Origin of the sequence: Bacillus sp. RB3 (assembly GCF_030164735.1) — a bacterium.
GTDB classification, from domain to species: domain Bacteria; phylum Bacillota; class Bacilli; order Bacillales; family Bacillaceae_G; genus Bacillus_A; species Bacillus_A cereus.
In genome coordinates this window covers 1-23,240 of sequence record NZ_JASNGE010000039.1, presented here as the reverse complement: position 1 = coordinate 23,240, position 23,240 = coordinate 1, and the positions used below count along the sequence as shown (strand labels likewise).

Sequence of the window (23,240 nt, the reverse complement as noted above, 5' to 3'; positions counted from 1 at the left end):
CTCAAACTGAAAACTACTTCTTTAATTAGAAGTAAAATGCATTCAAAGGAGATATGCCAATGAATTTCTGGGAAGTCGTTTTGATAGTTGTGAATTTTAGTCTATTGAGTTGGATACTGTTTGTAGCCGGGGAAACGAAAAAATGGTCTAAATTAGCTACTTTGGTTGCTGCTGTAATGATTACAGTGCAGCTATTGACAGAAGGTTTTAGATGGCAGATGATTCCGGCATATGTATCCCCAGTTATCTTGATTTTATGCTATTTATTAGCTGGACGGAAAAAGGGCTTTAGAAGCCGGGGTATATTCATAGTTAAGACTTTGTTGTTGTGCATCTATTTGTCTGTAGCAGTTGCGCTACCTTTACTTATGCCAGTATTTTCATTTGAAGAACCAACTGGTCCACATAGGGTCGGTACAAAGCTTTATCATTGGGTTGATCATCAAAGAAATGAACCATATTCGAAAAATCCAACTGATCGACGCGAACTGATGGTGCAAATTTGGTATCCTGCGGCTGAAAAAAGCAAGGGGGATCAAGAACCTTACATTCGTAACATAAATGAGCTCTCCAAGGGATTGGAAAAAACGTTGTCTATTCCTGCATTTGCATTCAGCCACTTGGAATTGGTAAAATCTCATTCGTTTATGGATTTACAACTCTCAGACTCAGAGAATCAATATCCCATATTACTTTTCTCTCATGGTTTTAATGGTTTTCGTAATCAAAACACGTTTGAAGTTGAGGAGTTGGCTAGTCAAGGATATATTGTTCTAAGTATAGATCATACTTTTGATACTGCAGCTACCGTCTTTCCAGATGGTCGAACTGCTTACGTACAGCCCTTCAATTTAACTGATGACGAAGGGGATAGCCACATAAAATTATGGGAGGAAGATGTCACCTTTGTGCTTAATCAGATAGAAAAACTTAACCAAAACGATGAGACCGGCTTCTTTACAGGAAGGCTTGATACCTCAAGAATTGGAATGTTTGGGCACTCTTATGGTGGAGCTACCGCAGCACAAATACTTGCAAAAGATTCCCGTGTTAAAGCAGCTATCAATATGGATGGCGCTTTGTATGGGGAAATTTTACCTGAAAGTGGGATTGGAAAACCATTTCTGCTCATGAGTGCAGTAGAGCCTGATGAAGCAGATCCCGATAAAGTGAGGGAGCGATATGGACGTGGGTTAGCTGGCGGTGGTATGTCAATGGTCATTCCTCATACGGATCATACAAGCTTCACTGATTTACATTTGTTCTCCCCTCTGTTGCAGAGCCCAGGTGAAAATCCAAAGGAAGTTCATCACGTTATCAACGAATTCAGCCTGGCATTTTTTGACCAGTATGTAAAACAGAAGGATGACGGCTCAACCCTTAAAAGGCTGATGACCAAATACCCGGAAGTGAATTTTAAAGTAAACCGATAACATTATGCAGTAAGTACCTTCATTATAAAATATTCAGTAATTAAATGAAGTACAAATGGATTCAATGAAAAAAATGCTGAAAAAATTAACAAGAAGGATAACCATATTAGTGAAAAAAATATAAATATTACAAGGGAACATCGTGAAAAATAGCTTAAAAAACCCAGCTAATGTGATTATTTTCTCTACTAAAAAAGCGAATCGTACCATTTCCTTTGGCTTTTGTACGTATTACATCAAAAAATTAATCTCTTCATCGTCATCTACATAATGAAATGCTAAAAATGAAACATTCAAAGTACTACCAGTTTCAGTAATATAATTCTTTTGGAAAAGCTAAATTCAGCAGCTGGACACTTTGTTTGAGATTGTTTATCATAATATCAAATGATATATTTATCTATCAAAAAATGGCGGATTTATATAATAAGGGAGAGATTGACGATGAAGAAAGACTTATCAACGTTAAAGGAAGCGAGATTTAACGCAATTCTTGATTCAGCTACTATATTACTTGTTGAAAATCCTACTGCTTCGATGAATGAAATTGCGGAATATGCGGGAATTGGCATTGCTACACTCCATCGCTACGTCGAAAGCAGAGAGAAATTGATGCTGTTCTTGGGCCATCGGGCTATACAACTGGTAAGTGATACCGTAAACCAGATCCCACTGGATGAGGAAAGAAGTGAAAACTATATTCCAGAACTCATTGAAGCGTTAATCCCTTTAGGTGACAAAATCTATTTTCTAGGTCATGATGCATCTGTATTTAACAACAAAGAATTAGGTGAAGCCGAAGAGAAGCTGAGGGAACCTATACGACGTGTTATTGAACTGTTACAACAACGTGGTTACTTTCAGCAAACGGTTAGCAGCGAATGGATTTTGAATACGCTTTATGCTCTGATTTTCCATACTTGGGAACAAGTACATGAAGGAAATGTGGCTAAAAAATCTGCTGCAGAGCTTGTTTTAAATACATTTTATTATGGTTTCAAAGCTAAGGATGAGTTGAGAAGGGAGTGAATTAATACAAATCCATGATAATTAACATCAATAATATATAAAGCGGAAAGGAGTACTGGGAAATGAATCAAATCTCTATAGTAAAGGCTGTTCAACAATCCATGGTCGGCGCCCAGCTAAATGTAATGGCATTGGAATATATGACGTTTCCACTTGCAGGATCTGAGGAGAAGAGCACAGTCGAAGAGACTTTTTGTAAGCTATGGCGGCAGGGGAACAACCGTTTTAGTCATCAATACGCTTATGAAGCTCAAATGGACGGGAAAACTTTAGGGATGATTACTTGCTATCCCATCCCTGTTTTAAATCGTCTTGCTTGGCCCACTTTTAAACAGCTGCTTTTATTCCGAAAGTTGGGTTTTGTTTTTTATAACATTCTGAATATCAAAATGCTTTATTCGATGATTACCTTGAAGGAGGGAGAAGATGACGAGTTTCACATCGGAACAATCGCCTTATTGCCCAAAAGTCGAGGACTGGGGATAGGTACCAGACTACTTGAGTTTGCTGAGGAACGGGCTTCCCTGCAAGGATTTGCCAAATGCTCTCTAACAGTAAAGAAAGAGAACCAACTGGCCATTAAATTGTATCAGAGATTAGGCTACCAGATTACAAGTGAAATCAATAAACAAAAGTTATCGTTGTACAGAATGGTCAAAAACGTAGGACGTTAAAACCTTTTATAAAAAGTTTGTAACGTATTAGGGCTGTACTAATGGTATCGCCCCATCGCTATCAAGCCAAGATTAAATAAAAATCAACTAAATTAGATTTTTGAAAAAGAAAAAAATCTCACCTGAAATTAAACGTATATTACCTTAGCTTGATGGGCATGTGGCGGTATCCCTTTTTGGTGCGAAATCTGTTGATAGATTTTGCAATTTTTTTTAATGTTTAATAGGATCAGAATGATATAGTGCCTCTATTTCTTGTAAACTCCTTTTCTCCATACCCACTCAATAGGACCATAACGGAAATATTTACTCCAAATCTTGCTGAATATAATTTGTACAAAAATAATTAAAAGCCCGAAGATACATAGTTGCCAGTAATATACGTGTGAGACATCTTTAAAGCACCACGAAAGAATGACAAGCGTAAGTATGCTTTGAGTGATGTAATTCGTTAAAGCATACTGACCAACGTTCATAAAGGGGTGCAGACATTCTATATATTTTTTATTCTCACAAACTCTCAGTAGAGTACAAATATAGAATATAGCTAGCGTTTTCCCTCCAAATAGAATCCATAGTTGTACATCCTGAGAGTAATAGACATCTGTTTTTATAAAGTAGTAGATAATAGGACAAGAGAGAAGACATGAGATACATAACGAACTCCACTGTAAAAATCTAATTTTCTTTATTAATTCCGGTACCCTTTTAAAAATATTTTTCTTACTAGCCCATAACCCGATTAAAAATAAGCCTATATATTCCGGAATTCCTATTAGTAGTTGCTGGAATTCCTGGGTCATTAGAAAGAAAAGACGTGCTTTTACTTGATGAGAATAATGTATAAATAGATTTACAGTGTGATTGGTAGTGTTGCCTGTAAACATATATTGATAGTAATTTGGTACTACAGAAATAGAAGAACTTGCTCGTAAAAATACAATAACATGTAATACATAACTAACCGTTAGGAAACTACAACCAGCTATAAAAATAAGCTTAGTAGATCGCTTATAAAAGAATAATAGAATAAATCCGGCTATAGCATACGCATGTAGAATATCTCCATACCATAGAAAGGTGAAGTGGAGTAAACCGAAGACTAGTAAGATACACAGTCTCCTTATAAATAGCCTATACATGGGATATCCTTTTGCTTCTGTATTTTTCATAAAGATGTAAAATCCTACTCCAAATAAGAATGCAAAAATAGTATAGAACTTTGCCTGTATAAACAAATCTACTAAAAAACGAATCACTTTATCTGTACCAATATAACCCGCTTGATTAAAGGGATCTAGTCCCGTCATAGTGGGTAGATTAGCAAAAAGGATACATGGTATGGCTATACCTCTTATTATGTCTAAAGAATGAATACGGGCGTTTTGTTGCATGTTAATTCTCCTTTCGTACAAAGAAAAACGAGCACTATACTAGCTAGCGCTCGAATTACGTCTTGCAAAGAATCCATTATATGTAGCAGCTGACACGGCCCCTTCTAGACGTTCAACTTCTTCCCCTCTGTTATAAGCTACAACAACTGGAGTACCTGGAATGTCGAACTCTTGAAAGGCATTTTGATTTTCTGGTGTAGAAATATCAATACGATAGATAGTTCTATCGTGCTTTTTTGACATACTATTGATATCTGGAGCAGCTTTTTTACAAAAATGACAGGTTGGTTGATAGTAATACGCAATGAACTCTTCATGGGATTGTACTTTTTGCTGTAATTCTTCTTTTGAAATATCTTTTATATTTTCAGGTGATCCTTTTACATCTGCAGCAGATACAATTGTTTTTTCTGGTGTTATAGTTTCTGTATTGACTGATTCATTCTTAGTTAAAGTAAAGATTGCAATACAAGCAACACACAAAGTAGTAACAATTGCTCCAATTTTGTAGACTTTTTTCATAGTAAATTCCTCCTTAAAGTAAAAAAAAGGACAAACCTCGCCCGAGTTAACAGGGCGTAAGGTTTGTCCTTCACGCTACGTACAATAGAGTATAAACAATGGAAACAAATTTTCTATCTATATAATACCATAAAATTCATATAGAATGCTATAAGAATTTTAAAAGAAAAACAAAGGAATGAATTAATCTTAAAATTTCATGTACCAGATTAAATATTAAAAACAATAAACAGCACAACAAGGGGATTCTCTGTGGTGTATCCAACTGATAGGGACACTATCCTCCTCCAATAAGCATAAAATCATTCAACAAACACATCTCAAAAAGTGTGTGTACTTATGAAGTATGTCTTAAGTACATTTTGATACCTTTTGAAGTAATTTAAGCTGCAAAGAATATACTATATCTATAGGTGTACCTTTTGATATATATAATTATTTTATGATGAATTGTAAGTTTGAGCTGTGAATAATAATTAAATCAAATTTTTTAACTTTAGTATTTATTTGAAACATATTTTATAAATAAAAAGAACCCGTTTTGCTATAAGGGTTCTAAACAAATAAAAAACGCTTCATATTTGTATTGTCAGTATAGAAATTTAAAAATCCGTTTATATCTAACTTCTTCATACTTACTGTATACTTTTCTGTTTTTTTAATAATATTTTAAAGTTTTTCATATTATTATTAAATAAATCTAATACCTGCCAATTTTCTTTTTTTTCATGCACTTGATTCCAGAAAATGTTAAATATATGATTTATCAGGTTTGTTAGAGAAAATTCCAATTGAAAATGGATTACTATCTACATAGCGATGTTTTAGAGCTAGGAATAGTATGAAAGTATCGTAATAGTCATGTAGTTCTAGTTCATCAAATATAAGTTTACTATTATTGTAGATTTTACACATGTAAGGGTTCATGAATTTTTTTCAAATAATGGATTAATGGGTGAATTGATTGAAGAAGGGAAAATAAAAATACCATAAACCTGAGGAGAAGCAAGGGGTGAATTGGAATTTAACAGTTAAAGCAATCAATGGCCTATTCTCTAAGAACAATGATTGGGATTAATTGTTGTTCTTAGAGATAGTACTACATGCCCATTATTTATAAATAGTTACTGTAAAAGATGATAAATAAATTCCATGTGCTATGAAAAATAATTGATATAGAAAGTGATCTAGTAAGACGATATAAGGATGCAGTTAGAACTCCAAGCAGAAAAGATAGGAATGCATCAGTAAAGGTGGAAGGAAGATGTACAATTGAAAAGAACAAAGATGATAGACAAACACTAATAAAAAGATTAAATCTTGTTAGTAGTTTCTTTAAGATAATACCTCTAAATATAGCTTCTTCAGCTATTGCAGCTAAAAGAGTCATTCCTATAATAAATGAGACTTTTTGCGCCCCTGTTGCATCCAAATAATAAGCTGTTGGGCTAGTGAGTAAATCCCAAGTACTAAGAAGAGGGATATTTAATAACCAATTGGAAATTAAAAATTGTAGGGTAATTGCTAATATAAATAAAACATAACTCCTCCATCTCAAAAGAGCAAATACATCCCACTCATCCCGTAAGTAGCAATATGATACCTTATATAAGAATAAAAATGCTACTATACAGGAATATAATATAATATCGAAATTATACCATTTTATTATGTTTTCATTCCCTAAATCCCGTACCAATGTAATGGAAATAGTTATAAAAGTTGAAACAAATATTACAATAAGCGCTTGTAACCAAGTAATCTGGTTTCTAAAAACCATATATATTCCCTCCATACCTAATGTTAAATATAGCGCAAACATATTAAATCGTGATATTCAAAAATACATTTCCTCTATTCAATCTTACTTTGGTGTAAATTAAATTATTCATATAGTATGTAATAGGCAATGCAAATCAAGGGGTAAGAATAATTCTAATTGAAAAACATATTGATTGACTATCCATAAAATACATATTCCCTCAAAAATAACCATTAAATATTTTAAATTGTATTATATTATTTTTTGTATGTCAACGGTTGTTTCAGAAAATTCTAATAGAAAGAAAATTTTATATTTTCATATTGCATTATCTCCTAAATTATTCTATATTTGAAATTGCCAAGGCAAATCAAGTGAAAGAAAGGAGGCAATACTTATGGAACAGAAAAAAACTTTAGATATTAAATTAACTGAGTCGGGAAAAATTAATTATGCTAAAGAACCTGATTCTGGTTGTACTGGAGCAGGTTGTGGTGGTTCAACTTCTTGTTTAGGTCCTAAACCAGGAAAGGTTGGTGACGGAATATGGAAAAAATGCTCAGGTTGATTATCTAAAAAGGAGGATTTTCCTCCTTTTTTTCTGTAAATTTCTTTTAGATTAGCAAGAATACATCTCTGATAATCAATACAAGGAGGAAAAAAATGAAAAAAACAATTCTGAATTATAAACCTATACTAGATAGCTATTGTTTTGTGAAAAATGAGGATGGAGGTATAGTTTTTTTTAATAGAGATACGTATTTAAACCTTAATGGGGATTCCGTTGAGGATATACTCGTTTTAATTCCATTACTAACAGGTGAATTAAGTACGGAACAATTGGCAGCAGAATTAGAATTACCTATAGAGTATCTTTGCGACATAATTAATTTGCTAAGCGAAAATAACATTGTAAAGAATTACGATATGCTTGAAAAATATAAATTTGTAGATAAAGAATTGCAAAGATATGAAAAATTCATCTCAAATTTAACAGGTTCAATATCCAGTGCTTTTGGAGATATTGAAGATACTTATGCTAAAAAGGTAATATTAATGGGAAATGAAGAATTACAGGAGTATGTGAAGAAAGCTTTAGGTATTAAATTTACCTTTTTAGAGATGAATCAAATTCAAAGTGCTGATCTTATCATAGCAGTTGATTTTTTTGAAAATGAGGATTTATTTAGTGAAGTTAATGAGATTTCTAATATTTACAAAATACCATTTTTAAGATCTTTAGTCCAAGAGCAAGAATTTAGCATTGGACCAATATTTATCCCTAAGGAAACTAGTTGTTATAACTGTTTTTTAAGTAGGAAAATTTCTAATTGTGAAAACTCTTATTTGAGCTATAAATATCTTAAGAAATATAATAGTGAATGGAATGAGACACATATTAGTTTAATTCCTGGGACAATTGAGATGTTTAGTTTTCATATACTTAGTTTTATTATGAAATATTTCTCTAATTATATGCCTTGCGAAATAATTGGAAAAGAGTTCACTTACAATGTATTTAATTTAAGTTCGAATTTAAATCCTGTATTAAAAGTTCCAGGATGTTCTAAATGTGCAGGTACAAATAAAAATATAATTAAAGATTTTGTATTGAACAGTTAGGAGTAGAAAAATATGGGGATACAGAATGCCTTAGAAAATATTATAAATAAGAATACTGGGATTATACATCATGTAAAGAATGAACTGGATTTTAAGCTTCCTTTTCCAATGCATCTATATTTTACATTTAGAAATGAATTAGTTGATGTTAATTATGGTGTTAAAATTCGTGGTGATTATGGTGGTCTAGGATATAGCTATGATTCTGCTGAATCAGCATTAATATCGGCTGTTGGAGAAATTCTTGAGCGTTATTGTTCATGTTATATAAATACAGAAAATTTAATCAACTGCTCATTTAATTCCCTAGTGAAAGAAAACGTTCATGCCTTAAATCCATTATCAATTACTCAGCCTTTGAGGGAACAACATCAAGAAATATATGGTATTAGCAAAGGAATTGATGGCGATACGACATTTAACTGGGTACAAGCAAAAGATGAAATTCATAAAAAAAATATATTAGTTCCTGCTAATACAATATACTTTGATGTTGAGGAAGAGTTCTTACTTCCACAAATAAGGGATTCAATTTCTACTGGTTTAGCAACAGGTTCTTCAAGATTGCAAGCAATAGAAAACGCTGCACTAGAATGTATTGAAAGGGACGCGATTATGATTACATGGTTAAATCAGTTATCCGTTCCATTAATAGATCCTGAGACTGTTCCAGATGAAATGGTACAGTATTACTTGAAAGTTGCAGGTGAAAAGGGGTTTGAAGTTCTATTTTTCGATATAACAACGGATATTAAGATACCTACATGCTTTGTCATGGTAAGGAACCTTTATAATAATTATCCTTATATACAAGTAGGTGCAAAAGCGCATTATAATCCTCTTACAGCACTGAAAGGGGCTTTAATGGAAACTTTGGCTAGTCTGAATTTATTAGTTAACCCGAACAATGAAATAGCAGAGGCAGTAGATATTAAAAATACCCAAAGTATAAAAAGTATCAAGGATCATATGCTCTATTATGCATCAGGGAATGATAAAGATGCTTTTGATTTTTTGACTTCCAGTTCTCCAAAACCATTTAGTCATTACTCCGAGATTAACAATTTTGAAGAACTAAAAGTAAAGCTTAATGCCATGGATTTAAATCTCTATACATATGATTTAACCACAGAAGATATAAGCTCTTTAGGCTTATATGTATATAGAGTATTAATGCCAGAGTTGGCCTTTTTAGAAATAACTTTACCTATGCTAAGTTGTAATAGATTGTTAGATGCACCGAAAAATATGGGGTATACTCCAGCAAAAACCTTTAATAAGAATCCACATCCATTTCCATAAAGAATGTATAAAAAAGGAGGTAAAAGTTATGAAAAAATTTGAAGATCACACAAAGAAATATGTATTATCTAGAATGTATGATTGTAATACTAGGATATCACCCGTACGATCGTTTGAGATTCCAAAGAATTTAAAATATAACTATTTTATGGAAATAAAAAAGAAACATTATTGTATTAAAAGCATACCTCTTCGTTTAGATAAATCTATGATTAGTCAAGAATTTTATCAAGTTATTAATAATAGAAAATCCGTTGAAGAATTAGAAATTCGTACTAGAATTCGTTTTAAAACGCTTTCGAACTTGCTTCATTTTTCATATGGGTATGTTAATAAATCACATAGTGCGACCCCATCTGCAGGGGCAAAGTATCCTATAAGTGTTTATATAGCAATTTTTAATGTCGAAGAATTAGAACAAGGTATATATTATTATAATAGGGATCAGAACACTTTAGAAATGATACGAAAAGGAGACTTTAGAAATACTATTAGTGATTTATATGTTGATAATACTCATATTCATTCATCTTCTTTTATTATGTTTCATGTTGCAAATCTTGATCAAACAAGTAGTAAATATGAAGATAGAGGATATAAATTAATACATTTAGATATGGGACACCTTTCCCAAAATCTTTATCTATTAAGTAGTGCACAACAATTAGGTATTAGAGCCGTTTTCGGTGTATATGAAAATAAAGTAAATGATTTTTTAGAAATTGATGGAGAAAATGAATTTGTGTTACTTTCGCACATTTTTGGAGGAATAAAGTATCCTACTCCAATAATTATGGATACAGAATTCAACGATATATATTATGAAAATGAGGAAATAGAAAGTGAATAATAAAGTGTTATTAAAATTTCTTATAAATTTGTATGAGATGCAAAAATATAAACTAATTATATTGTTTTTATTTTCCAGTTTTCTAGCTGTATATGAAATTGCTTTCCCACTTCTCTTAAAGTATATTATTGATAATATCACGATTAATAATTTGTACGAATTTTCAATAACATATGGTTGGATGTTCATTTCCTTCATAATTGTTCAATTAATAATAAAATACTATGCTCTAATTTTAGATAATCAAATAGTAATACACAGTAATTTAGTATTAAGGAAGCATATAAATGAAACATTAAAAAAATCCAATTATTTTAGTTTTATCAATCTTGAAAATAAAAATCTAACACAGATTATTACATATGACGTTCCGCAGTGCCAAGGGATTCTTAATTCTATAATATTTAACTTGGTAATTCAGTTTTTTGTATTTATAAGTACTTTCTGTATTTTAATAACCCTTAATTTGAAATTAACTTTGATTATTCTGTTTATTTTACCAATCTATTATGGCGTTTTTTATATATTTAATAGCAAACTTAATTTAATCAATATGCAGCTTATAGATCACCGTGACTATTTATCTAATGTAATAGAAAAAATTCAGAGGAATTTTAAAAGTTATAAAATATTTGCGAGAAAAAATGGTTTTGATAAGCAGTATAATGAAAGAATTGAAAAAATTTCTCAAGCACAATCAAAAAATGTAAGATTAGTTGCAGTTATGAATATTACCATGACAATTCTTTTTTGTTTATTAATTGGTTCAATTGCAATAGTTGGATTTTTAGAGGTGAAAAATAAGACTCTAAGTATTGGTGCTCTGTCAGCATTTTTAATTTATACCATGAATTTTTTCTCTCCTATTCAGAAAATCATGTCACTATTTATTGATTTTAAAATTAGTTTAATTTCTATAAAAAGGGTGCATGGATTACTATGTTTGGACCTGGAAGAAAATATTCATGTAAAAGTAGAAGAAATTAACCAAGGAAAACTATCTTTTGAAAATGCGCAAGTAAAGATAGAGAATAAAAATATTGTTAATAATCTTACCGGAGAGATTGTACGGGGTAAAATTAATTATTTAATAGGAAGAAATGCATCAGGAAAAACGACTTTAATTTTATCCTTGATTCAATTTATAAAATCTAGTGGAATCTACTTAGATAACCATGAAATAACAAAATATGATATTGAAATGCTAAGAAACAATTTATGTGTCGCATTCCAAGAACCTGAATTTGTCACAGACAATGTCATTGATCAGCTAAATTTAATTGAAGAATATAATCGTGACAAATTCATAGACCCTGTGAAAAAATTAATGATTGATAACTATGTGAAAGTTCTTGTAGCTTTATTAGAGCCTGACAAACCAATCTCGGAGTTATCTGGTGGGAAAAGACAATTATTATCTATTATTAGCAGTTTAAAGAATTATCCTGAAATATTAATATTAGATGAAGCTTTTTCTAATTTAGATTCTGAAATTAGATATGAAATAAAAAATATAATGAACAGTTTGAAGGAACATATCACAATTATTATTGTAGATCATTTTGCAAGTCCAACACTACAGGATAATATCATTAGTCTAGAACAAGAAAAACTTTTTATACAGGAGGAGTTTAAGTGAGCAAGCATATAATTTCTAATTTTCCTTCTTTAGTGGGAAAACATTGTTCTTCCACTGCTATTCGAGAAATCACGATGTATTATAAGAATCCTTTAAGTGAGGCTATGATATTTGGGATTGGGAGTGGATTGTTTTTTAGCTATTTTAGTTTTGCAAATAACTATCCCAGATTATTAATTACTCGCACGCCTTATTTTGAAAATAATTTTTTTAATGCAATTAATCATAGTTTTAAATGGTATAGCAATGAAGTATTGGATGTAGACAAAATAATTAATTTTCTAGAAAATGATATCCCTATATTAGTGATTTCAGAAACGGGATATTTAGATTTTTACGGAACTGCAGGAGGGAGAAATGTTGCTGGACATACGTTTACAATTGTGGGATTTGATATAACAAAGAAAACCTTCGTAGTATCTGATTTTATATCTAGTGAGTATTTTTCATTAAATCTAGCAGATTTAAAAAAGACTGCTGGTCAGGCGAAAGTACCATATGATCGTAAAAATGTTTGGGCTCCTGTTCATCCTTTTATTATTGAAGACATTCGTGAAGCGATTTTAAAAGGCATGCGAAAAAATGCTAGCGATATGCTTCAAGATAAAAATGATAATTATGGTATTCTAAATATCAAAAAATTAGCAGCAGAAGTACCTTATTGGACTCAATTACCAGAGTGGGAAGAATGTTGTATCCATACTTATATGATGATTGAAAAAATAGGAAGTGGGGGAAGTGGATTCAGGAAGTTATATACTGATTTTTTAATAGAAGCCTCTTCTTATATACAAGAGATTGAACAGTATTCGTGTATTAGTAAAATGGAAGAAATTCATAAATTGTATAAACTATTGGGGAGAAAGTTCTTTTCTGCAGGTCGAAATAAAGATAGAAAAATTCTAACTGAGATCCAAAAATGTTTAGAAAATATATATTTATTAGAAAAGGAATTTTGGGAAACAATATCTTATATCATTAATAAATCTAGTGTAGTCACCTTAACTTAATTAATAATTTTAGTTAACCTAAATATATACATTATTATATAATTCCCTGGAATTAATATATTATCATTATAATCTAGTTTTACACGCATCTTTACAGAATCTCTCATACAATTAACCAAGGGATATAAGGGGGGAATTATGTATTTTTTTATTTTTGCTGTATTTAAGATTTTGGTGAATGTTATTTTAATCGGACTGATTTTGTGGCTTAGCATTGCATCAACAAAAATAGAAACTTTTCTTAATAATAATTTATTTAATAGGATTTCTAAAAAAATCAGAAATATCATAATAATGATATTTGTTATGTTAATAGAAATCGTTGCTTTATTCATTATTTCATTAAATTGGAAGGTTTCGTTTATTGATGCATTATTTATTGGAAGTTGTGTTCTATTATCCTATATTTGGTTAGTGCCTTATTTCGTTAATTATCAACAAAATATTGCTAGAGTTACTGACAAGCATTTTAGTGGAAACGTAGATCTAGGTGAAGTTAAAGTGTATCAGGCAAAATTCACTCCATTTAGTCTTGGAAGTACACTACTTTCAATAATAGGGATTATCATTAATATTTGTTATTATTATAAGTACTTCTTATAGGGGTTCAGGGATTGGTGAAAACATTTGGACCACCAACGGTTTCCACCATTTATAATGCAATAACATTGCTTTGCGCATTTAATAAATCAAGAGAACAAAGAGTTTATAAACGTACAACCTTCTTCCGGGGTCCTTTGGTTTAAATGTTTTTGCACTATTGCAGCATTACTAGCTTTTATGGATGTTAAGCGGAAAGTCAATAAGTATAAGGTAGCATTGTGAAACGGATTCATTACAGATTCCTTTTTCCTATGCGAAATAAAAAAAGCATTGGATTGGTTACCTATCCATGTTTATCCATTCCATGGTAATTTTTAATTTAGGTATTGAAATTCTTTAAATCTCGATGTATTATATTTTTGTATTTTCTCAGTTCCTAAGCTGAGAAAACATCATCACTTCTGAAAGGACCCGAACTCCAGCGGGTTCTTTTTTTGTTAAATAAAAAAGAGGTGGACATGGCATTTTAATTAATCAACTTGAAATCAATATTTATACTATAATAATTTATGAAATTTATAAGAATAGATAAATAGAGAAGAATATAGCATTCTTCTCTATTTACCTGTGTTTACATTTTTATTAATTTATTATGAAGTGTATGGTGAATTAAAGTGGATTAATCGAAGTGAAAAATCCGCTACTTTTTATTTTATAAAGAATTCACTTTAAGCATTTCTTATAGCTAAGAATACTTATGTAAATATGGGAAACAGATTTGATTCTTGGAATGAGGGGGATCGATGTGGATATTACGCAAAGTATGGCGAGAATAGTTGTTAATGGGATAGATCTTCCGTTTACTTCAGTAAGGACAACTGCATGGATTAATGGACCTGCAAATGATTTAATTGTTACGACTAGGCAAAGAGTGAATGAGCTTTATCGTGTTATGTGGTCGCGGGTGCCAGTCATGCTAACAATGTATTTCATTCATGGGGCGGACATAGTGAGATTTGCTAGAGTTGCAGGAGTTGATGAAAGTATAACGGGAGAATATATATATCATTTTATTTGGTGATAAGCTGAACTTTAAGTAGCCTAACAGCTGCTTTTTTATTTTATAAAGAAAAAAGCCCTATCCGAGGCTAGATGATTTTCTTCATGCCACAATGACGGCATTCTCTTAAGAAGATGAAATTTTTAATGGAACTTTTGAATGCGGAATTACCGCAATTATCACAGCGACCACTGATTTTATCAGGATGCTCTTCGTATGTGTATATTTTGCTTAAATCGTATTTTGGTTCATGTTCTTTATTTTCCATTCGTTTCACCTGCATATCAAACTGAATTAAAACAATTTAATCATAATAACATGAAGTGTTCATATAATGGATGTTTTTTATTTTACAAAGAGAACCTGCAAACCTGCAGATTCTCCTGATAATGATTTATGGAGCAAGACCCGAGAATATAATACAACAATTCGAAAATGAGTTCAAGTAAATAAAAAGAACCCGCTGGAGTTCGGGTCCTTTCAGAAGTGATGATGTTTTCTCGGCTTAGGAACTGAGAAAATACAAAAATATAATACATCGAGTTTTAGAGAATTTCAAGACTAAATTAGAGTAATTTCGGAGGAGGCTGAAGAATGGATAATCAATGTGCGGTATTAGTGGAAAGAATTGATGCGCTAATTAAAACAGTTGTGGAACAACAAGACCAGATCAATAATTTATCGTGTGAAGTAGGACATTTAAAGACTCATGTGAATTTTCTAGAAGTGCAGGTGAAACAAAGATGAAACTAAATAAACAAGAACAAACAGTTGTTGTCGGTCATTTAATCAACAAAGTTATTGGGGTGGAATTAGTTAAACAACAAATTGAGCCACAGAAATTAGAGAAGGCTATAGCTTTACATACAATGCTGTAACACATGGTTTCTTCCGTAAATATTTTTCAGAAGATGTAGCTGATTTAGCTGCTGAGATCATGGATAAGAATCCGATTGATATGTTATGGGAAAACATAACGATTCAATATACGGCTATTATCAGGGCACAGCAATTAATGTTCGTTAAATATCAAGAAGATACGACGAAAGAACTACGTAAGAATAAAGTTACTGAGATTGGATTCGAAGAAGAATGGGAAATTCAATTCGCTTGGGACAAACATGCTACTTTTTTAAAGCCCAATCAAGGGCGATGAGCACATTATCTTCTCTTATTAGGGGTACCACCCCATTGCCATCAACCTAAGCTTTTGAGATACCCCCATACCGAAATTTTCACCTTTTTACAGTTATTTATGAGAATTTAGCTCATTTTTTCGTTTTGGGGAGCAATCAATTTCTTAAGTTGATGGGTATGTGATAATGCTTCCATTTGAACAAATTTTCCTTTTCCATACCGATCACACATCTTTTGTAGAGTAATAGTGTCAGCATATCCCGGTTTAAGAGGTTACTTGCAAAATATTTAGAATTTTTTTTGCGAGAATCCTCCGAAATGTAATATGGACTTTAAATACTTTCATTTATAATTCTCTATTTGTCTATACTTTTCATATCGCTGTTGTATAAGCTCTTCCGAGGATAATAGTATCAATTTTTTTAGAGATGATTCGATTACAGATTCAATCATTTTTGCCTGTGATTTTATATCATTTTGTGCGCCACCTTTAATTTCAGGAATGATTTCATCAATAATTCCTAAATGTTTTAAATCTTTTGCTGAAATTTTCATATGTTCAGCAGCTTCTGGAGCATACTTAGCGTCCTTCCATAGGATAGATGCTGCTCCTTCTGGCGAAATTACCGAGTACCATGAATACTCTAACATATGGATATGGTTACCGACACTAATGCCAAGAGCCCCACCACTTGATGCCTCTCCAATTACAATACAAACAATTGGCACTTTAAGTGTAGTCATTTCAAATAGATTTCGAGCTATCGCTTCAGAAATTCCACGTTCTTCAGACCCTATCCCTGGATAGGCGCCTATTGTATCAATAAATGTAATAATAGGGCGATTAAATTTATCAGCTTGTTTCATAAGTCTTAGCGCTTTTCTATAACCTTCTGGATGTGCCATTCCAAAATTTCTTTCTATACTTTCCTTTGTATTTCTACCTCTTTGATGACCAATAACCGTAACGGGCATTCCTTTAAATTTTGCAATACCACCTATCATTGCTTTATCATCACCATATAATCGATCACCATGAAGTTCGAGAAAGTTTGTAAACAATAAAGGTATATAGTCCAATGTCGTGGGCCGGTTACGTAGCCTTGCAATTTGAACTCGTTGAAAAGGTGTAATATTAGAATAAATTTTATCTTGCATTTTATTTAAACGTTTTTCTAATTCATGAATTTCTGACGATAAATCTACATTATTTTCTTTCATAATTTTCTTTAATTCATCAAATTTCTCTTTTAATTCAATAATAGGACGTTCAAAATGCAAACTCATTTTATCCTCCAAATGTTATGATTTACCTCATTCTAATCAAAAGACTTAGAAATAGAATCAATAAATAATTCAAAACCATCCACAACTATTTTTTGTTCTGACTCTGATAAATTATTGAGAATACTTTGATAAAATGTAATGGATTGCTCTCTTAAGCAATTAACAGTTATGTGACCTTTTTCTGTGAGGTGCAGAAAAAGTTCTCTTCTATTTTTTTCATTTACTTCACGATAAATAAGCCCCTTTTTTACTAACTTATCTACCAATCTACTTACAGTTGAAGTCTCTAATCTAAGTTTATTGGATAGTTGCCAAACAGTTAATTTTTCCACCTCTAGTTCCTCTAACGCCATCATTTGAGAAGTTGGTAAAGGCTTTTCAAATGGTCCATTGGGCAAATTTTGAGATTCAAAAACCCCAGTTATTATAATCATTTTCTTAATATCTGTTCTTAGTTTTAAGGCATCTTCTCTTTTCAAAAAGGTCCCCCTCCTACAACTAATGTATCATACATCAATTGTATTATACATGAATATGTTTTTTTCACAAGCTTAACGTAAGCCAATATTACAACATGGACGAGATATTTCTTCTTGTTAAAATGGTATAAGTGGATTGTTTTCTACAAATGGCAGAACATCAATTATGTATCAGGGGCCTTTATGGGGGACCGCTCATCGCAATCAAGCTAAGAAAATAAAACTACCTAAAAAACTCATAATTTTTTGGGGGAGTTCTAAATTCTTAAGTTGATGGGCATGGGGTAGCACCCCACATCCATCAACTTAAGATATTGGTAGTTCCTCAAAATGAAAAAAATAAGCCGAATTCTCGAATTACTGTAAAAGGGTAAAATTTTCATTTTGAGGTGATTCCAAATCCTTAGTTTGATAGAGATTTGATAAGATTACATCCACAAATTAAATTTTTTAACTGGTAAATTGAAGATGAATAGACGGAATCTTCAGTTTTATGTATATATAAATTTACCTTCAATCTTTTTACAGGGAATTATAACATATAAAAAGAAATTGTCGCTTATAGGAAAATATAAAACTATTATAGGAGGATTTTTATGCAAATAGTTAAAAAAAGCTTATCTCTAATCATCATGCTAGTATTAAGCATCACTAGTTTCACTTTTTATGGTTCTTCAGATGTACAAGCAGCTTCAAATTCAAAACGTGTATTTCTTTATGTAGGTGAGACAAATAATGGGGCTATATATCCTAAATTTAGTACTACGGATATTGATAAATTTACAAATGTTAATGAATTTGTAATTCTACCTAGCCCGCACTGGGAAGTGTACACTGATGGTTCTAACAATTCTTATTCTAGAGCCTTATCGTATATAAAAGATACTGTTAACACTATTAATAAATCTCAAAAACCTAAACCTGTTATCATTGGGCTACCAGGGCTAAATTCTGAAAATGCTCCATTCGACAAACTATACCCTAAACTTCAAAGCTTTATTAATCAGATTGACAAAGAACTTGGGAACTCAGTATCAGGATTTTATTTTAACTGCGAGTATATGTATAATAACCCAGGTAAACAATTCGATTACAATAATCTCATGAACAATAGGACAGTCAAGTTAGCTAATGATTTATCATACTATGTTAAAAATTCCTTATCAAAACGTTACGATTTCATATGGGTTCCTATCTACTCTAACGCTGAAAACATCGCAGCAGATACAATTAAACGTGTAGGTTTTCTGACAAATAGGACGAATATTTTTGATGAGGTTTTGCTACAACCTAACTACTATTTCAATGGAACTGGAACAAGAATCTCAAACCAAGCACCGGCTTCAAATTTACAAGGAGTAAAATACAGTATACAAAAACAGCAAGTAACTTTCCGCGATGGTAATCCTGCAGCAATTAAATTAAGTAATAATACAACCCGTATTGGAGTTCAAATGGAGATTGATGGTAAGATTAGTTGGGGGGATCCTTCTAATAATTTAAGTGCGAGTATTTTTCAAAATCGCTATCAACAATATGTAAATGCTTATCAAACATTTGTGGGGATTTATCCTATTAGCTACTATGGAGCAGAAAAAATTCATATTTTTAATACTAATGTTATTAATTCCATCAACCAGTTTTACGACAAAAATTAATAAAGAGGGATAGTATTTTTTGCTATCCCTCTTTATTCGAATTTCATCACAATCAAGCTGAAATTTTCATAGTACCCCTAAAGCAATGATAACTTGTGATAAAAAAGCTACTTTTTCTTTCAGAATAACTCTGAATCCTTAAGTTGATGGATGTGGGGTAGCACCACATCGCTATCAAGTTAAAAAAACAAAATACCTCCTAAAATGAAAAAATACTGTAAAGTAATAATAAAGATTTGATAGTATAATCAAATTATCTAAATGTTTATTTGGAGGTTTTATTAATGAACATTTTAAGTTCGTGGTTATATAATATGAAAATCATAAAATACTTATTGGGAAGGAGTTGATAATTTAAAACTAAAGGAGAGATATTAATGATATATATAAAAGCAAATCAGAAAGATTATGATACAATTTTGAATATATGGGAAGAGTCGGTTTTAGCTACTCATCATTTTTTAAGAGATACCGATAGAGAAGAGTTTAAAAAAGAAATCCCCTCATATTTCCCACATCTTAATGTCCAGTTATGGTATGAGAAAGAGGATTTAATTGGCTTTTCTGCTATAAATAAACAACACTTAGAAATGTTATTCTTAAAACCTAATAAAATAGGTAAAGGATACGGTAAAGCTATTATTAATTCTTTAATTAAAGACTTTGATATTACAACAGTTGATGTAAATAAAGACAATAAGAGTGCAACTAAATTCTATATTAATAATGGCTTTTTTATAGTAAGTGAAACGGAAACAGATTCTTCTGGACGTCCATACCCTATACTAGAGCTAAAGTTAAAATAAGGTAAAGGTGGAAATCCTCCCTTACCCTTGATTTTTGTACTAAACTGCGCGTTAGTCCAATAAGAATTAAACAACTTTATTGTCACTTAACAAATACGCTATTCTTTTCGTAGAATTATAGGAAAGGATGGCGTATTTTTTCATTTTAGGGGATATTTTATTCAGCTAGTTTGATAGCGATATAGTGCTACCTCATCGTGTATAAGAGAGTATCCTTTATTTTGATTGGTTAATTATTTAATATGTAATTTTTCTTTTACTTTTGAAGGTAAATCACTTTGTTGAACTTCCTCATAGGATTTTACTTCTTTATGATTTAATTCTGTATTGTTGTTATCCTGTTGATCGATATAAAGGCGTATGAAGGCATTTTCTTTAAGGGGGGTGTCTTTTGGTTTTACACTTCCAAATGTAACTGTTTTTTCTACTCCATCCTTATTATAAGTAGATAAAGTATAGAAACGTTGGTTACCTTTTACCTCACCTTTGTTTGTTATTTGTACATAGTATTGCTCTGTTCCCATTCTATTTATAGTAGGTGATCTTTCGAACCCTATAGCAAAACTAGAAAACAGTACGAATAATATAACTAATGATTTTTTCATATAACTAGCTCCTTATCTTTGTATATGGAAATTATAGTAAAGGATTTATAGTGAAGAAATTGATTTTAGTGACATTAATATTACAAAATTGTAAGGGTTATTAGGGGGACACCATACATACCCATTAACTTAAGAATTTTATAACACCCTCAGGATGAAAATTCCGTGTATTTTTAATAGAAAACGGCTTATTTTTTCGTTTAGGGGCAACCTTTTCTGTTAGATTGATAGATATGGGGGCTAAGTCATAAATGTTTTAAAAAGAGCTCGTCTTATCTATTCTGTACGAAAAACAAATAGATTGACCTCGTATTGTGGAAATCTTTAATGGGTACAGAACAAAGAGATAAATGACCTATGTGTTCTGAAATTATTCGAAACACGCTCTTACTTTATTTAATTGATTCATTCTTTTATAAAAAGGTCTGTTCATTTCTATAATCCTTCTTTCATTAAAGCACCCTATAATGGAAGAAGGATCATAGAAATCCGAATGCAAATTAGCTTATTTCTTTTCAACTAACGCCATCCACCCATGGAACAAAAAGGAAATAGTAAAGTTAACTCTTTTTCTCATAAGGAATAATGACTTTGTTCAGTAATCAGTATCATTTTGCTAATATAATGAACTTACTTTATTAATTTTCAACGGATACCTTCTTCATTAATCGCTTTAATTTATTTTCTGTATCTGTTTCCTCTACTGGCGTATAGATACTGCACCGTAAATCCATATCACCTTGAACTTGAAAAGAAGTTAAATTAAACAACATTTTGCCTGCTTTAGCATGTCTGAATTCAATTATCATGTCTGGAGCCTTACTCACTTGACTTTCTTGCCATAAATTTTGGAATTCTGGATGGGAATGACTCATTTCTTCAATAAACTGGCTGTACCATTCATCGTCTAAATAGCGTCCATAATAGGTACGGAAAATAGCAAGAAAACCTTTCACAAAATGTTCCCAATTGACGGCCAATGCTTTTAATTCTTTTCTAGTGAACACTAAACGAATTAAATTTCTTTGATCATTCGGTATTTGTTCAAAATCTAAAAAAACATAAGCAGCTGCAGGATTCCAGCCCACAATATGGCAATGTTGATCCGTAATGATAGTCGGACAATATGTTAATTCATCTAGTATTCGTATTAAAGAAGGGCTAAGCTTTGATTGATCCTTTTTTGGACTTGTAATTTCTAAATTTGTTTCGAATGCCAGGTCATATAAGTAGTCTATTTCATCATTATTTAATTGCAAAGCTTTAGAAATACAATCAAGTACGATTGTAGAAACCTTTATATCTCTTCCTTGCTCTAGCCATGTATACCAAGTGGTGCTTACACCTGCTAACTGTGCAACCTCTTCTCTTCGTAACCCAGGCGTTCTTCTCCGGTTTCCGGTAGACAAACCAATAGACTCTGGACTAATTTGGGCGCGCTTAGCTTTTAAGAATGCCGACAGAGCTTCAAGCCTTGTTTTATTATTCATTTTTAAAACTCCTTCTCTTATCAATTTAACCTAGTAGTAGTTATACTAGGATAAATCCCCCCTTGTAATAGGATAAATTGACTGTAAAATACAAGTATATTATTGATTGGAGGGAATGCAAAGTGGAAAGAGTTGTGATTACTGGTATGGGCGTAGTTTCTCCTATAGGAAACGACATCAAAACATTTTGGAACAATCTAATTAAAGGGGAATCTGGTATAGTCAATATCGATACTTTCGATGTTACCAATCATAAAACAAAAATTGCGGGTTTCGTCCAAGATTTTGATGCAGATGAAGTTTTAGGAAAGAAAGAAGCAAGACGTTTAGATCGTTTTTCTCAATTTGCTTTAGCTGCAGCTGAACAAGCTTGGTCAGATTCTAAGTTAGACCTCGATCGTATAGATGTAGAAAGGTTAGGCGTATACGTAGGTTCAGGTATCGGAGGAATTGAAACTTTGATTGAGAATGTTGATGCGCTTAGGCAGAAGGGGCCAAGAAGAGTCAGCCCAACTCTAGTACCTGCCATAATGTCTAATGCTGCTGCAGCACAAATTAGTATCAAGTGGAATGCGATGGGACCTTCTATGTCACCTGTTTCTGCCTGTGCAATTGGAAATACATCTATCGGGGAAGCCTTTAGACTAATTCGTTCTGGGGAAGCTGACGTTATATTTGCGGGTGGAACAGAGTCAGCTATAACAGACTTATCAATAGCCAGTTTTGGTAACGCTACAGCATTATCAACAAGAAACGATAATCCCACTAAAGCTAGTCGTCCATTTGATGAAAATCGAGATGGATTTGTCATGTCAGAAGGAGCTGGAATTCTAATCTTAGAATCTTTATCTCATGCTTTACATAGAGAGGCAAAGATTTATGCAGAAGTCATTGGATATGGTGCAAGTTCAGACGCATACCATATCGTAGCTACACA

General features: G+C 31.8%; 24 protein-coding genes and 1 pseudogene. 17 read left to right on the top strand and 8 right to left on the bottom strand.

Annotation, left to right across the window (positions count from 1 at the left end):
- Positions 1 to 59 precede the first annotated feature (59 nt).
- From QO049_RS27085 to QO049_RS27075, 3 genes are all read left to right on the top strand, one after another.
- Positions 60 to 1,433 (top strand): alpha/beta hydrolase family protein, encoded by a 1,374-nt coding sequence (locus QO049_RS27085; RefSeq protein ID WP_284489665.1) that lies wholly within the window; start codon positions 60 to 62, stop codon positions 1,431 to 1,433.
- Between the two features lie 444 nt (positions 1,434 to 1,877).
- The gene (locus tag QO049_RS27080; RefSeq protein WP_061662895.1) at positions 1,878 to 2,462 is read left to right on the top strand and encodes a TetR/AcrR family transcriptional regulator; all 585 of its coding nucleotides are present in this window, start codon (positions 1,878 to 1,880) and stop codon (positions 2,460 to 2,462) included.
- A 62-nt stretch (positions 2,463 to 2,524) separates the two neighbouring features.
- The gene (locus QO049_RS27075; RefSeq protein ID WP_168409756.1) at positions 2,525 to 3,136 is read left to right on the top strand and encodes a GNAT family N-acetyltransferase; all 612 of its coding nucleotides are present in this window, start codon (positions 2,525 to 2,527) and stop codon (positions 3,134 to 3,136) included.
- A 248-nt stretch (positions 3,137 to 3,384) separates the two neighbouring features.
- On the opposite strand, the gene QO049_RS27070 is transcribed toward QO049_RS27075, so the two are convergent.
- The 3 genes from QO049_RS27070 to QO049_RS27060 form a co-directional block, all read right to left on the bottom strand.
- The gene (locus QO049_RS27070; protein WP_246963389.1) at positions 3,385 to 4,530 is read right to left on the bottom strand and encodes a DUF418 domain-containing protein; all 1,146 of its coding nucleotides are present in this window, start codon (positions 4,528 to 4,530) and stop codon (positions 3,385 to 3,387) included.
- 39 nt (positions 4,531 to 4,569) lie between these two features.
- Positions 4,570 to 5,052, bottom strand: a complete 483-nt coding sequence (locus tag QO049_RS27065; protein WP_246963386.1) for a thioredoxin family protein — start codon at positions 5,050 to 5,052, stop codon at positions 4,570 to 4,572.
- Between the two features lie 1,114 nt (positions 5,053 to 6,166).
- Complete coding sequence (locus QO049_RS27060) at positions 6,167 to 6,832, bottom strand: CPBP family intramembrane glutamic endopeptidase (protein ID WP_074626381.1); 666 nt, start codon at positions 6,830 to 6,832, stop codon at positions 6,167 to 6,169.
- Between the two features lie 379 nt (positions 6,833 to 7,211).
- Between QO049_RS27060 and QO049_RS27055 the strand changes: the two genes are divergently transcribed.
- The 8 genes from QO049_RS27055 (at position 7,212) to QO049_RS27020 (ending at position 14,862) form a co-directional block, all read left to right on the top strand.
- On the top strand, positions 7,212 to 7,382 hold the full coding sequence (locus QO049_RS27055; protein WP_246963383.1) for a hypothetical protein: 171 nt from the start codon (positions 7,212 to 7,214) through the stop codon (positions 7,380 to 7,382).
- 95 nt (positions 7,383 to 7,477) lie between these two features.
- Positions 7,478 to 8,437: a hypothetical protein gene (locus QO049_RS27050; RefSeq protein WP_246963381.1), complete on the top strand. Its 960-nt coding sequence runs from the start codon at positions 7,478 to 7,480 to the stop codon at positions 8,435 to 8,437.
- Positions 8,438 to 8,449: 12 nt separating this feature from the next.
- Positions 8,450 to 9,739 carry a YcaO-like family protein gene (locus QO049_RS27045; RefSeq protein ID WP_246963380.1) on the top strand — a complete coding sequence of 430 codons (1,290 nt, stop codon included), beginning with the start codon at positions 8,450 to 8,452 and terminating at the stop codon, positions 9,737 to 9,739.
- A gap of 28 nt (positions 9,740 to 9,767) precedes the next feature.
- A complete protein-coding gene (locus tag QO049_RS27040; protein ID WP_246963377.1) occupies positions 9,768 to 10,589 on the top strand; it encodes a SagB/ThcOx family dehydrogenase in 822 nt (273 codons plus the stop codon).
- Positions 10,582 to 12,228, top strand: coding sequence for an ABC transporter transmembrane domain-containing protein (locus QO049_RS27035; protein ID WP_098202559.1), 1,647 nt, complete (start codon positions 10,582 to 10,584; stop codon positions 12,226 to 12,228). Before QO049_RS27040 ends, QO049_RS27035 begins: the two co-directional genes overlap by 8 nt.
- Entirely contained in the window at positions 12,225 to 13,238 is a 1,014-nt protein-coding gene (locus QO049_RS27030; RefSeq protein WP_074626663.1) for a BtrH N-terminal domain-containing protein, read from the top strand. Before QO049_RS27035 ends, QO049_RS27030 begins: the two co-directional genes overlap by 4 nt.
- Positions 13,239 to 13,376: 138 nt before the next feature.
- Entirely contained in the window at positions 13,377 to 13,841 is a 465-nt protein-coding gene (locus QO049_RS27025) for a hypothetical protein (RefSeq protein ID WP_098202557.1), read from the top strand.
- 730 nt (positions 13,842 to 14,571) lie between these two features.
- The gene (locus tag QO049_RS27020; protein WP_074625531.1) at positions 14,572 to 14,862 is read left to right on the top strand and encodes a hypothetical protein; all 291 of its coding nucleotides are present in this window, start codon (positions 14,572 to 14,574) and stop codon (positions 14,860 to 14,862) included.
- A 67-nt stretch (positions 14,863 to 14,929) separates the two neighbouring features.
- On the opposite strand, the gene QO049_RS27015 is transcribed toward QO049_RS27020, so the two are convergent.
- Positions 14,930 to 15,109 carry a DUF8096 family protein gene (locus tag QO049_RS27015; RefSeq protein WP_284489664.1) on the bottom strand — a complete coding sequence of 60 codons (180 nt, stop codon included), beginning with the start codon at positions 15,107 to 15,109 and terminating at the stop codon, positions 14,930 to 14,932.
- Between the two features lie 326 nt (positions 15,110 to 15,435).
- Here QO049_RS27015 and QO049_RS27010 point away from each other — a divergent pair, with 326 nt between their 5' ends.
- The 3 genes and pseudogenes from QO049_RS27010 to QO049_RS27000 all read left to right on the top strand — a co-directional run.
- Entirely contained in the window at positions 15,436 to 15,588 is a 153-nt protein-coding gene (locus tag QO049_RS27010; RefSeq protein ID WP_246963345.1) for a hypothetical protein, read from the top strand.
- On the top strand, positions 15,585 to 15,719 hold the full coding sequence (locus QO049_RS27005) for a hypothetical protein (RefSeq protein WP_278003236.1): 135 nt from the start codon (positions 15,585 to 15,587) through the stop codon (positions 15,717 to 15,719). The genes QO049_RS27010 and QO049_RS27005 overlap by 4 nt, the downstream gene beginning before the upstream one ends.
- Positions 15,707 to 16,020: pseudogene (locus tag QO049_RS27000) on the top strand (phage terminase small subunit); the annotation flags it as partial. The gene QO049_RS27005 and the pseudogene QO049_RS27000, both read left to right, overlap by 13 nt.
- A gap of 300 nt (positions 16,021 to 16,320) precedes the next feature.
- On the opposite strand, the gene QO049_RS26995 reads toward QO049_RS27000, so the two are convergent.
- Both QO049_RS26995 and QO049_RS26990 read right to left on the bottom strand, forming a co-directional pair.
- Positions 16,321 to 17,265 (bottom strand): acetyl-CoA carboxylase carboxyltransferase subunit alpha, encoded by a 945-nt coding sequence (locus tag QO049_RS26995; RefSeq protein WP_000052085.1) that lies wholly within the window; start codon positions 17,263 to 17,265, stop codon positions 16,321 to 16,323.
- 32 nt (positions 17,266 to 17,297) lie between these two features.
- Positions 17,298 to 17,744 carry a MarR family winged helix-turn-helix transcriptional regulator gene (locus QO049_RS26990; RefSeq protein ID WP_016122572.1) on the bottom strand — a complete coding sequence of 149 codons (447 nt, stop codon included), beginning with the start codon at positions 17,742 to 17,744 and terminating at the stop codon, positions 17,298 to 17,300.
- Between the two features lie 596 nt (positions 17,745 to 18,340).
- Between QO049_RS26990 and QO049_RS26985 the strand changes: the two genes are divergently transcribed.
- Together QO049_RS26985 and QO049_RS26980 are read left to right on the top strand one after the other, a co-directional pair.
- Positions 18,341 to 19,402 (top strand): DUF4855 domain-containing protein, encoded by a 1,062-nt coding sequence (locus QO049_RS26985; RefSeq protein ID WP_246963337.1) that lies wholly within the window; start codon positions 18,341 to 18,343, stop codon positions 19,400 to 19,402.
- Between the two features lie 377 nt (positions 19,403 to 19,779).
- Positions 19,780 to 20,208, top strand: coding sequence for a GNAT family N-acetyltransferase (locus tag QO049_RS26980; protein ID WP_098581343.1), 429 nt, complete (start codon positions 19,780 to 19,782; stop codon positions 20,206 to 20,208).
- A 233-nt stretch (positions 20,209 to 20,441) separates the two neighbouring features.
- On the opposite strand, the gene QO049_RS26975 is transcribed toward QO049_RS26980, so the two are convergent.
- Entirely contained in the window at positions 20,442 to 20,813 is a 372-nt protein-coding gene (locus QO049_RS26975) for a YxeA family protein (protein WP_246963333.1), read from the bottom strand.
- Between the two features lie 638 nt (positions 20,814 to 21,451).
- The gene (locus QO049_RS26970) at positions 21,452 to 22,303 is read right to left on the bottom strand and encodes a helix-turn-helix transcriptional regulator (protein WP_097797045.1); all 852 of its coding nucleotides are present in this window, start codon (positions 22,301 to 22,303) and stop codon (positions 21,452 to 21,454) included.
- A 122-nt stretch (positions 22,304 to 22,425) separates the two neighbouring features.
- On the opposite strand from QO049_RS26970, the gene QO049_RS26965 reads away from it, so the two are divergent.
- Positions 22,426 to 23,240 (top strand): beta-ketoacyl-[acyl-carrier-protein] synthase family protein (locus QO049_RS26965; protein ID WP_284489663.1); only part of this gene is annotated, 815 nt, incomplete at its 3' end.

Bases quoted from the DNA above. Each gene is read 5' to 3' on its own strand.
- QO049_RS27080 (WP_061662895.1), top strand. From the start codon at position 1,878: ATGAAGAAAGACTTATCAACGTTAAAGGAAGCGAGATTTAACGCAATT.
- QO049_RS26975 (WP_246963333.1), bottom strand. From the start codon at position 20,813: ATGAAAAAATCATTAGTTATATTATTCGTACTGTTTTCTAGTTTTGCT.
- QO049_RS27010 (WP_246963345.1), top strand. From the start codon at position 15,436: ATGGATAATCAATGTGCGGTATTAGTGGAAAGAATTGATGCGCTAATT.
- QO049_RS27025 (WP_098202557.1), top strand. From the start codon at position 13,377: ATGTATTTTTTTATTTTTGCTGTATTTAAGATTTTGGTGAATGTTATT.
- QO049_RS27055 (WP_246963383.1), top strand. From the start codon at position 7,212: ATGGAACAGAAAAAAACTTTAGATATTAAATTAACTGAGTCGGGAAAA.
- QO049_RS27065 (WP_246963386.1), bottom strand. From the start codon at position 5,052: ATGAAAAAAGTCTACAAAATTGGAGCAATTGTTACTACTTTGTGTGTT.
- QO049_RS27070 (WP_246963389.1), bottom strand. From the start codon at position 4,530: ATGCAACAAAACGCCCGTATTCATTCTTTAGACATAATAAGAGGTATA.
- QO049_RS26995 (WP_000052085.1), bottom strand. From the start codon at position 17,265: ATGAGTTTGCATTTTGAACGTCCTATTATTGAATTAAAAGAGAAATTT.
- QO049_RS26985 (WP_246963337.1), top strand. From the start codon at position 18,341: ATGCAAATAGTTAAAAAAAGCTTATCTCTAATCATCATGCTAGTATTA.
- QO049_RS27005 (WP_278003236.1), top strand. From the start codon at position 15,585: ATGAAACTAAATAAACAAGAACAAACAGTTGTTGTCGGTCATTTAATC.
- QO049_RS27050 (WP_246963381.1), top strand. From the start codon at position 7,478: ATGAAAAAAACAATTCTGAATTATAAACCTATACTAGATAGCTATTGT.
- QO049_RS27020 (WP_074625531.1), top strand. From the start codon at position 14,572: ATGAGGGGGATCGATGTGGATATTACGCAAAGTATGGCGAGAATAGTT.
- QO049_RS27075 (WP_168409756.1), top strand. From the start codon at position 2,525: ATGAATCAAATCTCTATAGTAAAGGCTGTTCAACAATCCATGGTCGGC.
- QO049_RS27040 (WP_246963377.1), top strand. From the start codon at position 9,768: ATGAAAAAATTTGAAGATCACACAAAGAAATATGTATTATCTAGAATG.
- QO049_RS27085 (WP_284489665.1), top strand. From the start codon at position 60: ATGAATTTCTGGGAAGTCGTTTTGATAGTTGTGAATTTTAGTCTATTG.
- QO049_RS27045 (WP_246963380.1), top strand. From the start codon at position 8,450: ATGGGGATACAGAATGCCTTAGAAAATATTATAAATAAGAATACTGGG.
- QO049_RS27060 (WP_074626381.1), bottom strand. From the start codon at position 6,832: ATGGTTTTTAGAAACCAGATTACTTGGTTACAAGCGCTTATTGTAATA.
- QO049_RS26980 (WP_098581343.1), top strand. From the start codon at position 19,780: ATGATATATATAAAAGCAAATCAGAAAGATTATGATACAATTTTGAAT.
- QO049_RS27015 (WP_284489664.1), bottom strand. From the start codon at position 15,109: ATGGAAAATAAAGAACATGAACCAAAATACGATTTAAGCAAAATATAC.
- QO049_RS26970 (WP_097797045.1), bottom strand. From the start codon at position 22,303: ATGAATAATAAAACAAGGCTTGAAGCTCTGTCGGCATTCTTAAAAGCT.